13 protein-coding genes are annotated in these 14,460 nt (G+C 71.6%); 4 read left to right on the top strand and 9 right to left on the bottom strand.

What is annotated here, in order from left to right; all coding sequences use genetic code 11:
- Positions 1–375, bottom strand: a 375-nt coding sequence (locus BM199_RS15955) for an acyl-CoA dehydrogenase family protein (protein WP_143101839.1), incomplete at its 3' end; no start/stop codon positions are given.
- Between the two features lie 112 nt (positions 376–487).
- Here BM199_RS15955 and BM199_RS15950 point away from each other — a divergent pair.
- Positions 488–2,182, top strand: coding sequence for a class I adenylate-forming enzyme family protein (locus tag BM199_RS15950; RefSeq protein WP_091673985.1), 1,695 nt, complete (start codon positions 488–490; stop codon positions 2,180–2,182).
- A gap of 11 nt (positions 2,183–2,193) precedes the next feature.
- Here BM199_RS15950 and purE read toward each other — a convergent pair whose 3' ends face one another.
- From purE to BM199_RS15930, 4 genes are all read right to left on the bottom strand, one after another.
- Positions 2,194–2,703, bottom strand: coding sequence for a 5-(carboxyamino)imidazole ribonucleotide mutase (gene purE, locus BM199_RS15945; protein ID WP_091673984.1), 510 nt, complete (start codon positions 2,701–2,703; stop codon positions 2,194–2,196).
- A gap of 25 nt (positions 2,704–2,728) precedes the next feature.
- The gene (locus BM199_RS15940) at positions 2,729–3,913 is read right to left on the bottom strand and encodes a 5-(carboxyamino)imidazole ribonucleotide synthase (protein ID WP_091674028.1); all 1,185 of its coding nucleotides are present in this window, start codon (positions 3,911–3,913) and stop codon (positions 2,729–2,731) included.
- Between the two features lie 7 nt (positions 3,914–3,920).
- Positions 3,921–5,186: a glycosyltransferase 87 family protein gene (locus tag BM199_RS15935; protein WP_091673983.1), complete on the bottom strand. Its 1,266-nt coding sequence runs from the start codon at positions 5,184–5,186 to the stop codon at positions 3,921–3,923.
- Positions 5,187–5,302: 116 nt separating this feature from the next.
- Positions 5,303–6,175 (bottom strand): nucleotidyl cyclase domain-containing protein, encoded by an 873-nt coding sequence (locus BM199_RS15930; RefSeq protein WP_425425532.1) that lies wholly within the window; start codon positions 6,173–6,175, stop codon positions 5,303–5,305.
- Between the two features lie 218 nt (positions 6,176–6,393).
- Here BM199_RS15930 and BM199_RS15925 point away from each other — a divergent pair, with 218 nt between their 5' ends.
- Together BM199_RS15925 and BM199_RS15920 are read left to right on the top strand one after the other, a co-directional pair.
- Positions 6,394–8,733 (top strand): sigma-70 family RNA polymerase sigma factor, encoded by a 2,340-nt coding sequence (locus BM199_RS15925; RefSeq protein WP_091673982.1) that lies wholly within the window; start codon positions 6,394–6,396, stop codon positions 8,731–8,733.
- Positions 8,734–8,758: 25 nt separating this feature from the next.
- On the top strand, positions 8,759–9,298 hold the full coding sequence (locus BM199_RS15920) for a GtrA family protein (protein ID WP_091673981.1): 540 nt from the start codon (positions 8,759–8,761) through the stop codon (positions 9,296–9,298).
- A 28-nt stretch (positions 9,299–9,326) separates the two neighbouring features.
- Here the strand turns inward: BM199_RS15920 and BM199_RS15915 are convergent, their stop codons facing one another.
- Both BM199_RS15915 and BM199_RS15910 read right to left on the bottom strand, forming a co-directional pair.
- Positions 9,327–10,610, bottom strand: coding sequence for an ATP-binding protein (locus tag BM199_RS15915; RefSeq protein WP_091673980.1), 1,284 nt, complete (start codon positions 10,608–10,610; stop codon positions 9,327–9,329).
- Between the two features lie 180 nt (positions 10,611–10,790).
- On the bottom strand, positions 10,791–11,501 hold the full coding sequence (locus BM199_RS15910) for a response regulator transcription factor (protein ID WP_091673979.1): 711 nt from the start codon (positions 11,499–11,501) through the stop codon (positions 10,791–10,793).
- A 48-nt stretch (positions 11,502–11,549) separates the two neighbouring features.
- On the opposite strand from BM199_RS15910, the gene hisN reads away from it, so the two are divergent.
- Positions 11,550–12,341 (top strand): histidinol-phosphatase, encoded by a 792-nt coding sequence (gene hisN, locus BM199_RS15905; RefSeq protein WP_091673978.1) that lies wholly within the window; start codon positions 11,550–11,552, stop codon positions 12,339–12,341.
- Positions 12,342–12,353: 12 nt separating this feature from the next.
- Here the strand turns inward: hisN and BM199_RS15900 are convergent, their stop codons facing one another.
- Both BM199_RS15900 and BM199_RS15895 read right to left on the bottom strand, forming a co-directional pair.
- Positions 12,354–12,623: a hypothetical protein gene (locus BM199_RS15900; RefSeq protein ID WP_091673977.1), complete on the bottom strand. Its 270-nt coding sequence runs from the start codon at positions 12,621–12,623 to the stop codon at positions 12,354–12,356.
- Between the two features lie 39 nt (positions 12,624–12,662).
- Positions 12,663–14,456 (bottom strand): TNT domain-containing protein, encoded by a 1,794-nt coding sequence (locus BM199_RS15895; protein ID WP_091673976.1) that lies wholly within the window; start codon positions 14,454–14,456, stop codon positions 12,663–12,665.
- Between the last annotated feature and the right edge of the window lie 4 nt (positions 14,457–14,460).

Genomic DNA, 14,460 nt, shown 5'->3' with positions numbered 1-14,460 from the left:
CGAGGCCATCTCCCCCGCCGCGATCGCCGGCAACACCAACTTCTTCACCTGCTCCGACCCCGACAACAAAATCGGCTGCGTCCCCAACTTGTTCACCGCGGGAATCAACGACGCCGACGCATCAACCCGCGCGACCTCCTCGATCACAACGCACGCCGACACCGCATCCGCACCCTGACCCGCGAACTCCTCAGGAATATGCACCGCATTGAAACCGGCGTTTTTGAGGGCGGTCCGCGCTTCGTGCGGGTAGCGGTCGTGCTCGTCGACCTCCGCCGCGTACGGGGCGATCTCCTTCTCCGCCAGCGAACGCACGGCAGCCCGCAACTCCTCGTGCTCCTCAGCAAGCTGGTACAGCCCGGTGCCGTCAGTCACTCGCGTCACCCTTCTCGATCGGATACGTCGGATACGTATTGCCGATCCATGTTAGTCGCCGTTTACTCACTCCTGCTTGTGTTGTTGCACGCATTGTTCGTACCGTCGAGTGATGACGATCACGTCCCCACCGTCTCCGCCCGGCCTGCCCAGCTCACTCACCTACCCCGACGCCCCGGTCGGCTCCCTCCTGGCCTCCGGCGCCGCGCACTTCGGTTCCCGTCCCGCCTATGTGCACGGTGACAGAGCACTCACCTTCGCCGATGTCGGTACCGCCGCCGCGCGGTTCGCGAACGCCCTTGCCGCACACGGCATCGGTCGCGGTGACACCGTGGCGCTGCACCTGCCCAACTGCCTCGCGTACCCGGTCGCCTATTTCGGCACCATGCTGGCCGGCGCCACCTTCACTCCGGCCAATCCGCTGCTCCCGCCCAAGGACCTCGCCGCCCAGCTGGTGGATTCGAACGCGACGGCCGCGGTCACCTTCGGCCCCGTGGCCGCCGCACTGGACGGCGTGCGCGAGCACACCAACCTCCGGCTGGTCATCGTCGACCGCCCGATCGGGGACCTCGGGCCCGGCCAGGTCGAGTTCCAGACGTTCCACGCGGAAGCTCCGCCGGACCCGCCCGAGGTCGGCCTCGACCCAGCGACGGATCTCGCGCACCTGGCGTACACCGGCGGCACCACCGGCCGGTCCAAGGGCGTCCGGCTGCCGCATCGCAATGTCGTGGTGAACGCCCTGCAGGCCGCCTGCTGGGGCTCGGGGGCCGTGCCCGCGCTGGACGTCGACGGCAATCCCCGTCTCGACCAGATCGGCTCGCCGGAGGAGTGGCCGGTTCGGCTCGGCACCGGGATCGGCATCAACCTCACCCCTTGGTTCCACGCGATGGGCACCATCGGCTCGCTGATCATCCCGATGCTGACCGGCGGCACCGTCGTCCTGCACGACAGGTTCGATCCGGTGCACTACGCCGCCGACGCCGAGCGGCGCGGAGTCACCACCCTCGGCGGTGCCCCCGCGCTCTTCGCCGCCCTGCTCGCCTGCCCGGAGTTCCACACGCGCGACCTCTCGTCCGTGCGCGCGGTCAGCTCCGGCGCCGCACCGATGCCGATGGAGATGTTCCGGGCACTGACCAACCGGCTGCCGAACGCGGTGATCAGCGAGGGTTACGGCCTCACCGAGGTCACCATGGCCGCGGTCCTGTCGCCGACCTGGCATTCCGGGACCAGGAAGGTGGGTTCCGTGGGGTTGCCCGTCTTCGACACCGAGGTCAAGGTCGTACCCGTCGAGGGCGGCGACCCGCTGCCGCGGGGAGCCCACGGGGAGATCTGCCTGCGCGGACCGCAGGTGATGACCGGCTACCACCAGCGACCGGAGGAGACCGCCGCCGCACTGGACGACGGCTGGCTGCACACCGGCGACATCGGCGTGATCGACGAGGACGGCTATCTGTCCGTTGTGGACCGCAAAAAGGACATGCTGCTCTACAAGGGCTACAACGTCTATCCGAGGGAGCTGGAGGAGCTGCTCGTCGCCCAGCCTTCGGTCCTCACGGCGGCGGTGGTCGGCAAGCCTTCGGCCGACGTCGGGGAGCTACCGGTCGCGTTCGTCGTGCGCGCGGAGGGGCACGAGGAGACCGGCGAGGCGGAACTGATGGAATCGGTCAACTCGCAGGTCCTGCCGTACAAGCGGCTGCGCGAGCTGCGTTTCGTCGAGCAGATCCCGGTGTCGGCGGCCGGCAAGATCCTCAAACGCGAACTGCGGGCCCAGCTGGGACCGCCGCCCGGCCAGTCCGCACCGGCCTGAGCCCTGTCGACTCAGTTCTGGACGCGGGCCCGCAGCGCCTCGTCCTTGCTCAGCACGAGCTGCTCCAGGTCGGCCTGGAACGACGCCATGCGCGCACGCAGACCCTCGTCACTGGCGGCCAGGATGCGCACCGCGAGCAGCCCCGCGTTGCGCGCTCCGCCGATGGACACGGTGGCCACCGGGACTCCGGCGGGCATCTGCACGATGGACAGCAGCGAGTCGAGGCCGTCCAGGTACTTCAGCGGCACCGGCACGCCGATGACCGGCAGCACGGTGGCCGAGGCCACCATCCCCGGCAGATGGGCAGCGCCGCCTGCCCCGGCGATGATGACCTTGATACCCCGGTCCGCCGCACTGTTCGCGTAGTCCAGCATCCGCTGCGGAGTGCGGTGCGCGGAGTAGACGCCGACCTCGTACGGCACCGAGAACTCGTCCAGCGCCGTTCCGGCCGCTTCCAGCACCGGCCAGTCCGAGTCGCTGCCCATGATCACGCCGACCACCGGCTTCGCCCGCTCGCTCATCGAATCTCCAGAACTCCGGTAACCCTCAGTGGATCTCGTGGCCGTCGAGCCACTCCGCGTGGGACAGCCAGTGCGCCGCGAGGCGGGCCCGTACCCGCAGGTCGTCCAGATCGTCGCCGTAGACGTTCACGTGCCCGAGCTTGCGGCCAGGCCGCTCGCCCTTGCCATAGGAGTGCACCCTGACCTCCGGGTACCTGGCGAACAGGTGGTGCAGGCGCTCGTCGGGGCCCATCGTGGGCGCGTTCTCGGCGCCGAGGACGTTGGCCATCACACACGCGGGCGCGATCAGGTCCGTCGTGCCGAGCGGATAGTCCAGCACCGCCCGCAGGTGCTGCTCGAACTGCGATGTCCGCGAACCATCCATCGTCCAGTGCCCCGAGTTGTGCGGGCGCATGGCGAGTTCGTTCACCAGCAGGCCGGACTCGGTCTCGAACAGCTCGACGGCCAGCACGCCGACCACGTCGAGCTCGTCGGCGATGCGCAACGCCAGGTTCTGCGCCTCGTGCGCGCGTTCCCTGTCCAGTCCGGGGGCGGGTGCGAGCACCTCGGTGTTGATGCCGCCGGACTGCACGGTCTCCACCACCGGCCAGGCCGCGCCCTGCCCGAACGGCGAGCGGGCGACCAGCGCGGCGAGTTCGCGGCGCATCTCGACCTTCGTCTCCACCAGCAGCGGCGTACCCGCGGCGAGCAGCTGCGGCACCAGCTCGGCCGCGGTCCGCTCGGAGTCGAGAATCCACACCCCGCGGCCGTCGTAGCCGCCGCGGGCCGCCTTCAGGACGATCGGCCAGCCGTGCTCGGCGCCGAACTTCAGCGCGTCCTCCGGGGTGGTGACCTCCGCGAAGGGCGGGCCGGGAACCCCCAACGCCGACATCCGCTGCCGCATCACCAGCTTGTCCTGCGCGTGCCGCAGGGCCTCGGGGCCGGGACGGACGACGACTCCCTCGTAGATCAGCGTCAGCAGATGGTCGCCCGGCACGTGCTCGTGGTCGAAGGTGAGCACGTCGACGTCGGCGGCGAAGGACCGCAGCGCCGCCAGATCGGTGTGCAGTCCCTGCACCACCTCACCGGCCACCAGGCCGGCTGAGTCGTTCTCACCCGCCGCGAGCACGCGCAGCGACTGGCCGAGGGAGATGGCGGCCTGGTGGGTCATTCTGGCCAGCTGGCCGCCCCCGACCATGCCGACGACGGGAAGCCCGGTACGTGTGTCCATAGCGAGTTCACAGTAGCTGCCGGTCCCGCCGCAGCTCACCGGCGGTCTCCGGGTCCGAGTCACCGCGCGCTCGCCTGCGCCGCCAGGCCCACCGGCCCGCGAGCACGCCGATCAGCACCACCGGCACGAGCAGGTAGGCGCTGCCGACGACGAACTGCCAGACCTGCCAGTGCAGTTCGATGTTGCGCCCGTTGGGCAGCGCCAGCAGCACGCAGCTGAGGAAGACCCCGGCCACGCCCGCCGCGGCCAACCAGCGCCGCCACGCGGACGCGGGCGAGGCGTGCGGCAGCCTGGACACCAGCAGCACGATCAGCGGCACGGCCCACACCCAGTGGTGCGACCAGGACACCGGCGAGACCAGCAGCGCGTAGAACGCCGTCACCAGCAGGGCGGCCAGTGGCTGTCCCCTGCGATGGAAGCGCAGCATCAGCCAGATCGCGGGCGGCGCCAGCAGCGCCCCGATGCCCAGCGCCGCGTTCGACGCCCACGGTGCGAGGTCGGTCATCCGGTTGAGCAGGCCGTTCAGCGACTGGTTTCCCGCCCAGTGGATCGGCCCGATCCGCCCGGTGTCGAAGATGGTGTGTGACCAGAATCGCACGGCATCGCCGGGCACGATCACGAACATCAGGCCCTGCAGCACCACGAAGGTGCCCAGTGCCCGCAGCGCGTCCATCCGCCGCCCGGTGAACAGCAGGTGCGGCACGAAGATCAGCGGGGTCAGCTTCACGGCGGCGGCCACGCCGACCAGAATTCCGCCCCAGCGCGATCCCCGCGCGCTGATGACCAGTACGTCCAGCACGATCAGCGCCATCAGGATCAGGTTGATCTGACCGAGGAAAATCGTGCGCCAGACCGGTTCCAGCGCGAGCAGCAGCACGGAGAAGATCAAGGTCGTGCGCGCGGGTGAGGCCCAGCGGGGCAGGTCACCACCCGGCCGCGGCAGCGTGGCGACCGCGACCCGGATCACCAGCGCCATCGCCATGATCGACGCCGCGGCGAGCACGCCCCACGCGACCTGGATCGGGAGGATGGCCAGCGGGACGAACAGCAGGGCCGCGGTCGGCGGGTAGGTGAACGGCAGCAGCGCCCACCACGGCTCGGGGCCGAGGGTGTTGGCCTCGTAGAGCGGCTCCCCCTGCAACAGCGTCAACGCACCTGCCCGGTACACGGCACTGTCCACACCGAGGCGCCAGTCGGCCAGCCAGCCGATCACCCCGGCGATCACGGTGAGTAGCGGGACCGCCACGAGCAGCACGATGGACCGGGGGCGCATCGACAACCGCCCCAACGAGGTCCGTACGGCCAGCCACGGCGGGCCGGGCGGGGTAGGAGTTTCGCTCACCGGACCAGGAAATCACGGAACGACATCGATGCGGTCACAAGCCCCGGTCAGGACCGACGGAGGTCGGTGAGAAGGTCGCCGGCCTGTGCGTGCGTGCCGGGCAGCCGCAGCAGTCGCAGCCGGGGCGTGCCGACCTCCCGCAACTGCCGGTCGACGGCGAGTCGTTCGGTGAGTTCCCTGCGCAACAGCACGGCCTTGGCCGCGATGCCGTTGTCCCTCGGCGCGAGGACGGCCATCGTGGAAGGGCCGAGCACGGCGAGGCTCTCCCCGCCGTCGAAGACGACCTTCAGGGCGTCGGCGGCCAGGATCATCCCGGTCAGCCGGGACCAGCCCGCCGCCGCGGTGAAGTCCATCGCCACCACCAGCAGGGTGTGCAGCTCGGCCGCGGGCCGTTCGTCCCGCTCCGCCTGCCGGTAGAGCTCGCCCAGCCGGGTGCGCAGATAGGCCATCGTCGGCAGCCCGGTGAGCGGATCGGTGACCTCGGCGCCGGCGAACTGGTCGAAGGCGACGTCCGCCCAGGCCACGGCGGTGACACGGAGCAGCCTCGGCGGCGTGGCGTCCACGTCGGGGGACACGAAGCCGTCCGTCGATCCGACCTGATCGAGCACGGCGTGCAGTGCGGCCAGGTCGGCCAGCGTCTCCGCGAGCCCTGCCCCCGCAGCGGCCCGCGCCCTGCCGAGACCGGTCAGCGCGTGCTCGGGACCACGTCCCCTGACCAGCGCGGCACAGACCGCGTCGACCTCGGGCAGGGCCCAGTCATTGGGAAACCGCCAGCCGGAAGCCAGGCTCGCGGTCCGCCAGCGCGCTCGCAGTGCCCGCATGGAGCGCTCCTGCGCGGCGGATTCCCGCGTCACCTGCCGCCCAGCACCCTGATGTTCGCCGTCCTCGCCGGACAGGCCACCGGTTGCCGGTACGTCCACTGCCAACCACCCTTCCCCCGTGCAATTCGTCTGTTCAAGTGACGCCCGCGAGCACAAGCCGTGACGGAAAACCGTGGAAAGAAGAGTGAACTCGCTGCGCTCTCCGGGGCATCTGACCACCCACGACGTGACGACGGCGGGCGCGTCGGTCACACTGAGCGCGAAGTCAGGTGCTCGGCGGTGCAGGGGCCGCCCCACCGGCGTGGAGGAGGAGGCCCGTGTCCACAGTCCCCGCGGACCTCGGCGGCAAGAGTGACGCCGAACTGATCGAGTCCGTCCGAGGCGGCCAACTGGACGCGTACGGTGCGTTGTACGAGCGGCACGTCGCCGCCGCCTACAACCTTGCCAGGCAACTGGCCCGCTCCGCTGCCGAGGCCGACGACCTTGTCTCCGAAGCATTCTCCAAGCTGCTCGACACCCTGCGCGGAGGCAAGGGGCCGGACAGCGCGTTCCGCGCCTACCTGCTGACCGCCCTGCGGCACACTGCCTACGACAAGACCCGCCGCGACCGCAAGATCGACCTCAACGAGGACATGTCCGAGGTCGGCGGGCCCGCCGCCGAAGCGCTGACCGTCCCCTTCTCCGACACCGCGGTGGCCGGGCTCGAGCGCTCGATGGCCGCGAAGGCCTTCGCCCGCCTGCCCGAACGCTGGCAGACCGTGCTCTGGCACACCGAGATCGAGCAGCAGTCGCCCGCCGAGGTGGCTCCCCTGCTCGGCCTCACCGCCAACGGCGTGTCCGCGCTGGCCTACCGTGCGCGCGAGGGGCTGCGCCAGGCCTACCTGCAGGTGCACCTCGCCGAGACGACCGCGGAGCGCTGCAGGGCCACCGCGGACCGGCTGGGCGCGTGGACGCGGGACGGGCTGTCCAAGCGGGAACGCAGCCAGGTCGAGACCCATCTCGACGAATGCGACCGGTGCCGGGTGCTGGCCGCCGAACTGGCCGACGTCAACGGTGGGCTGCGCGGCGTCGTCGCCCCACTCGTACTCGGCGGGGCCGTGTTCGCCTACCTCGCCGCTGCAGGTGCCACCAAGGCCTCGGCCGCGACGGCGGGAATGGCAGCGGTCGGCGCCGGCGCGGCCGCGGGAACGGCAGGCGCGGCGGGTTCCTCCGGCGGTGCGGCAGCGGGTGCCGCCGCCGCGGGGCCCCGGCAGTTCGTCGGGGTGGCCGCATCCGGTGTGGCGATGGCCGCCGCGATCGCGGTCGGCCTCACCGCGGGCGGCGGTGGCCAGGACATTCCCGCCGCGGCGGAGCCACCGCCCGCGGTGGCTCCCGCGGAACCCGCTCCCCCGGCCGATCCACCCCAGCCGCCGCCCGATCAACCGCCGGTGGTTCCTCCGGCACCCCAGCCCGAGCCCCCCGTCGTGGTGCCTCCACCACCAGCTCCCGCTCCGGAACCGGACGAACCCGCGCCGCCACCGCCGCCGGAGGAACCGGAGGCGCCCAGCGTCGTGGCGCAGGGTCCGCCGGACGGGGTCGAACTCGTGCCGGGTGCGGGTCCGGTCGACCTGCCGATCACGGTCCGCAACAACGGTGGCTCGGACTCGCCTCCGGTGAAGGCCGAACTGTCGCTCCCGCCGGGGGTGACCGCCGTCGGCCCCAACGGTGGCTTCGGTGTCTTCGGTGGCCCCGGCATGCTCTCCCTGAACGCGCCCGCCCCCCGGCAGGCGGCACCGAGCACCACGGTGAACTGCCCCGGCGGCGACGGCAGCACGGTCTCCTGCTCCTCGGACCGCGGGCTGCCTCCCGGCGACTCCGTGGTGCTGCTGTTCCGCCTGGTCGCGGCGGAGGACGCCAAGGGCGGCCAGGTCACCGGCACGGTGTCCTCCGGTGCGGACATCCGGGTGAACGTGCAGGTGCCGGTGGTGGTCGCGCCCGCGCCCGACGACGTACTCCTGACCGTGGGTCAGTCCACCAACCCGATCTTCCCGTGGTTCTGGCCACCACAGCTGGACATCACCGTGCGCAACACCGGGGAGAGCGTGCGGCAGGCCGCGGTCACGGTGGACGAATACGCCCACACCACCGGCGGCGACGACTTCGACTGCTCGCACGGCACCGAGCTGAGCTGCACGAGCAAGGAGCCGTTACAGCCGGACACCGAGGTCGGTCTGAAGGCCCAGGTGCACCGCTGGTCCAGCCCCCGCACCGTCACGGTGACCGCCACCCTCGGGACGGCCACCGCCAGCAGGACGGTGACCATCGATCCGGTCTGCCACAGCTACCTCTGCCCGTGGCCGGACGGGAAGGACAAGGACGAGCAGCAGCCGCCGAGCACGACGCCCGGCGCCGCGGATCCGAGCGGAACCTCGACATCGCCGAATCCGCCCACGTCGTCGGAGACCCCGGAATCCTCGGCGCCAGGCACGGCGCCGACCACGAAACCCGAGGACGCCGAGTCCTCCGGGAAGCCGACTCAGCCGAAGCCGACAAGGCCGTCGGCGCCGACCGAGCCCGCACCGCCCGGCACGACCGAGCCGAGTCCGACAAAACCCCCGAACGCGCCGCCCACCAGCAAACCCTGGGTGCCGTGGGACTGGTGGCAGAAGTTCGGTTGATCGCGGCCTCCGTAGACTGGCGCCCGTGACCGTCGTCGACAACGTGCTGTCCCGGGTGCCGGAACCACTGCGTTCCGTCCTGATCAAGCACCGCGAGGTGCTGAAGTTCGGCATCGTCGGCGGCACGACCTTCGTCGTTGACAACGGCATCTGGTGGCTGCTCAAGCTCACGGTGCTCGAGCCGAAGCCGACGACGGCGAAGGCCATCGCGATCATCGTCGCGATGATCGTCAACTACATCCTGAACCGGGAATGGTCCTTCCGGACGCGCGGCGGGCGGGAGAGTCACCACGAGGCCGCGCTGTTCTTCCTGATCAGCGGAATCGCCATGGTGATCAACCTGATCCCGTTCGCGATCTCCCGTTACGGCCTCGACCTCGCCGTGCCGAACGTCAGCAGGCTGGTCCAGGAGGTCGCCGACTTCGCCAGCGGTTCCATCATCGGCATGCTGCTGGCCATGGCGTTCAAGTTCTGGGCCTTCAAGAAGTGGGTGTTCCCCGACGAGCTCGGCAGGCGCAGGCGCGACGACGCCGAGGCAGGCGACGAGCCCGACCCCGCCCGCTGACCCCACCACCAGCCCCACAGCCGGAGGGTCACCTCGGGGAGGAGTCCGCGGGCCAGCTGACTCCGGCCACGTCCTGTGGCCGGGAGACCCGCAGGAACAGCGCGAAGGTCGCGGGACGCTTCACCGACAGTTCCAGCCTGCCGCCGTCGGCCTCCGCGAGCGCACGGGCCAGCGCGAGACCGACCCCGGTCGACCCGCCACCGGAGAAGCCCCGGTCGAAGATGTGCGGCGCCAGCTCGTCCGGCACGCCCGCACCGTTGTCAGTCACCTCGACCATCACCGTGCCATCGGAATCCCCCCGCCGGGCGGCGAGCGTAACCGTGCCCCCACCGTGTCGCAGGGCGTTATCGAGCAGCACGCCGATGATCTCGCGCAGGCGCGCCGGAGTCGCCCGCACCCGCAGCCCCTCGGCGATGCGCAGCCGCAGAGTGCGCCCGTCCGCCCGTAGCATCTGCCGCCACTCCTCGGCCATCGCTGGCAGCTGGGAGTGCAGATCCACCGGTTCGGCCCCGACCTCACTGGCGGCGCGGGCAGCCGCGAGCAGTTCATCCAGCGCTTCGGCAAGCCGGTCGGCCTGCTCCTGCGCGGCCCGCGCGTCCTCGGCCACCTCGTCGTCGCCGTGGACGGGCAGCGACTCCAGCCGCAGTTGCAGGGCGGTGAGCCGGGAACGCAACTGGTGCGAGACGTCCCCGACCAGCCTGCGCTCACGCTGGACCAGCTGCGCGAGCGCCGACCCCGATGCGTCCAGCGCCTCGGCCACCATGTCGAGCTCGCCGACGTCGTAGCGCCTCGGGTCGGGCCGGAAGTCACCGCCACCGAGCCGCGCGGCTCGTTCCGCGACGTGCCGCAGCGGCTGCGCCAGTCTGCGGGCGGTCACGGTGGCCACCACGGTCCCGATACCGACCGACAGCACGACCAGCAGCACCACCAGCAGGGTCACCTGAGTCTGCCGGGTACGGACAGGGGCGGCCGGAATGGCGAGTTCGACGGTGCCCGCCCTGGCGATCGGCACGGTCTCGGAGACCGTGCTCCCGTCAACCGGTGTGCCGTAGCGCAGATCGGCCTGATCGGGCCTGCGGACCACCAGGACGCCGTCCTCCGGCACGGCAACGCCCACGGCGGTCAGGTCCAGCGCGTCCCCGTCGGCGATGTCGTCGTCAAGGGTGGCCGCGATCTGCTGTGCTCTGGCCGCGAGGTCCTCCTTCGCGAGGTTGTCCACCAGCTGCCATGCGGTGATGCCCAGCGGGATGCCCAGCGCGGCGCCGGTGACCGCCACGGCGAGCAGGATCGCGAGCAGGATTCGGCGACGCACTCAACCACGCTCACTCTGTGCCTGCCGGCAAACGCGCGTCACGATCGACCCGGCGGGGCTTTGACTCGCGCACAACACTCACCATCGCAGGTCATCCGCCCCGCCTCCCCGCTCGCGGGCTGACGCCGCGCACATGCCGCAAATCACCAAATCGCAGGCACCTCTCGTACACCATCACGCTCACTCGGCATTGAAGCGGAACCCCACGCCCCGGACCGTCGCGATCCGGCGCTCGCCGTCGTGCCGGGCCCCGCCCGCCTGGTCGGATGCCGCGTGCTCCGCGTGTTCCATGGCGACCGCCAGTTTGCGGCGCAGCCAGGACATGTGCATGTCCAGCGTCTTCGACGTCTTCGACTCGAGGTCGTTCCAGACCTCGGCGAGGATCTCGTCGCGGCTCACCACCTGGCCCACCCTGCTCATCAGCACCCTGAGCAGCTCGAACTCCTTGTTCGCGAGCGGCACCTCGCGGCCGTCGACGGTCACCAGCCGGGCGGCGAGGTCCATCCGCACCCCGCCTGCCTCCAGCACGTCCGGCGCCCGCCTGCGCAGCAGCGCGCGGATTCGGGCCAGCAGTTCGGCGAGCCGGAACGGCTTGGCCACGTAGTCGTCCGCGCCCGCGTCGAGGCCGACGACGAAGTCCACCTCGTCGGTGCGGGCGGTCAGCATCAGTACCGGCAGTTCCGTGCCCGCGGCGCGCAGCCGCCTGCACACCTCGAGGCCGTCCATGCCGGGCAGGCCGAGATCGAGCACCAGCAGATCGACCCGGCGCCCACCGGTGACCCGAAGTACCGAAGGGCCGTCCTGGACGACCTCGACGTCGTAGCCCTCCCGCTTCAGCGCGCGCGACAGCGGATCGGCGATGGCCGGGTCGTCCTCGGCAAGTAGCACCACGCTCACCTGGTCAACTCTACGGCGCAACCCCGTGCGACGATCGGAGTCGTGTCGCCGTATGCCGATGATCTGAGCCTCGCCCACCGCTTGGCCGATGCCGCCGACCGGATCACCGCCGCGCGCTTCCGTGCGCGGGACCTGACCGTGCGCAGCAAGCCGGACCGGACGCCGGTCACCGACGCGGACACGGCGGTGGAGGACGCGCTCAGGGACGTGCTGCTCGCCGAGCGGCCCGACGACGCGGTGGCGGGCGAGGAGCGCGGCGGAGCCGTGTCGGGGCCGGGGCGGACCTGGCTGATGGACCCCATCGACGGCACCAAGAACTTCCTCCGCGGGCTACCCGTATGGGCGACGCTGATCGCGCTGGTCTCCGACGGCAGCCCGGTCGTGGGAGTGGTCAGTGCCCCCCTGCTCGGCAGGCGCTGGTGGGCGGCGACCGGTGGCGGGGCCTGGCTGCGCGACGGCGCGGGTGAGCATCGGCTGGCTGTGTCGAAGGTCGAGGGTCTCGCGGACTCCTACCTGTCCACGACGCACCTCGGTTCCTGGGGCGAGCACCACTCCCGAGATGCCTACCTCGCGCTGACCGACGCCTGCTGGGAGAACCGGGCGTTCGGCGACTTCTGGCACCACTGCCTCGTCGCGGAGGGCGCGATCGACATCGCCGCCGAGGCGATCGTGAACCCGTGGGACGTCGCCGCGGCGCAGGTGCTCGTCACCGAGGCGGGCGGCCGCTTCACCGACCTCACCGGGGCAGCGACCTTCGACGGCGGTTCGGCCCTGTCCACCAACGGTCTCCTGCACGAGGCCACCCTGGAGCTGCTGAACCGGCACCGCGGCTGATGTCCGGGCGGGTCAGGGCAGGACGCCCACCGCGCCCCGCGCCACCTGCGCCCACGCCAGCCTGCCGAACAGGTAGTGGCAGGCGACCTGCTCGTTGCTGAACCGCGCCCAGTCGTAGCGGTTGCCCTGCTCGCGCCAGAACACCTCCCACGCGCCCTCGCCGTCCTCCTGCTCGTCGGCCCGCAGCAGGCACCACGTGTTGTCCGCCTCGGTCTCGATCGAGATCACCTCACGCGGCACCCCGAGCGCCTCGAGCCAGCGCACGATCGACTCGACGTTCATGCTGCTCCCAACAATCTCTTGCCTGTGTCTCTGGCTCGACTAGCTCTCTGCCTCGAAGGTGACGTCGGCAAGGTAGCCCAGCGTCACCAGCTCGGCGGCGGAATAGATCGTCCTGATGCGCACGCCGCCACCGGGCTGGCCGAACCAGCCTGCCGACATCGCGCGCCACGCGGGCAGTTCGCGCAGCACGCGATAACGCCGGTAACCGGCCTCGAGGTGCGCGGGCGGCAGCGAGCGCCGGGCAAACGGGGTGCCCTCCGGGGCGAACACGCGCCCGGCCGCCGTGCCGAACCGGTCCAACGGGGTCCCCACGGCCAGCAGCACCGGTTCCCCCTCGGCCTGCCCACCCTCCGGGTAGGACTCGCCGGGCGGCCAGACGTACTCCACGCGGCCACTCGCGGTGCGCACCAGATACCGGTGTTCCCAGTCCCGCTCCGACATCCCGGCGAGCGGATCGTGGTCCTCGGTCAGTCGGGTCGGGGGGCTCGGCAGCACCTCGACCGGCGGGGCGGCGGGCCGTCGCTCGCCCGCACGAAGGGAGTCGAGCGCGTGCGCGGGGTCGATCAGCCCGGAACGCGGATGGTCGTGGGGGGCGAAACGCAGCCCCGCGGCGTAGTCCAGTTCCTCGGGAGGCGACGGCAGCTGGCGGGCCGGCCGTGCGGAGGCGACCGGCAGGTGCCCGATGGGGAACATGTGCACCAGGAAGAGCGCCACGATGCTCTCCCGCTCCTGCCTCGGCGCGCCGTAGGACAGTGGAATCGGCGGCGGGGCCTGCTGCGGCTGCGCCGACCGCGGCGCACGGGGCGCGGGTGGTGGTTGCGGCGTCTGCGGGGCGGGTGCGCCGCGCTGCGGCTGCGCGCCCCACTGACCGGCGCCCTGCCCGCCGTACCCCCCGCCGCCCACGTGACCGCCGTACCCCGCGTATCCGCCCGGCGCGCCGGCCGCGGGATATCCACCGAACCCGCCGGGCGCGGGCGGCGGCCCATACGGCATCGGCGGTGCTCCGCCGGGTGCCCCAGGACCGCCGACGAACCCGGCGGCCGTGGTCACCCCAGACCGCGGCGTCGGCGCGTCGGCGAAACCACCCCGGTGCACGATCGGTATCGGCCCTGTGTCGCCGTCCATGGACACCTGTGCGCCGTCCGCGGACACCTGTGTGCCAGCCGCGGACACGTGTTCGCGATCTGTGTACTCGTATTCCCCACTCCCGACCGCCACAGCCGCCACCAACTCGACCGGCACCCCGGTCACGGCGCTAATCAGTCCCGCCTGCCCGTGCTCCCCCCGCGGGCCGGCCAGCGGATCGGCCGGTCCCGCCTCCACCGGCACCGCCCCGCCGGAGGTTCCGACGACCTCGGCCAGCCCCTCGGTCACGGCGGCGAGCCCGGCCGCCGCGCTCCGGATGGTGATGTCCACGCCCAGCAGTGCGGCCGGGTGGCCCGCCCCGGCTGCGACACGGGCAGCCTCGGTGTTCTCGGCGGCACGGACCAGTTGCCGGACCAGCTCCACCTTGGCCTCGGCGATCTGCTCGGCCGCTCGCTCGAGCCGCTCCGCCGCCTGGCCGGCCTCCCTGGCCGCGTTGCCCAGCACTCCCTCGTCGGCATCGCTGAGACCGGACCACGCCGACCTGGCGGCGTCGGCCGCCGTGGCGCCAAGAGCGGCGAACCCATCCGCGGCGGCGGTGTCGGCGTCCGCGGCAAGGACGCTCAGGAGTTCCTGCGCGTCCCGCCAGGCAACGGCGTGCGCTCGCAGCACGTCCTCGTCGGCCTCGGGCCAGGTCAGTCCGGTGGCCACGGCGATTCCGGACAGCTCGGCGGGCAGTTCGATTCCCACGATG

Origin of the sequence: Amycolatopsis marina, assembly GCF_900111885.1 — a bacterium.
In the GTDB taxonomy this organism is placed as follows: domain Bacteria; phylum Actinomycetota; class Actinomycetes; order Mycobacteriales; family Pseudonocardiaceae; genus Amycolatopsis; species Amycolatopsis marina.
Note: the sequence above shows the minus strand (reverse complement) of the source record. Positions and strands in the feature narration are given on the sequence as shown.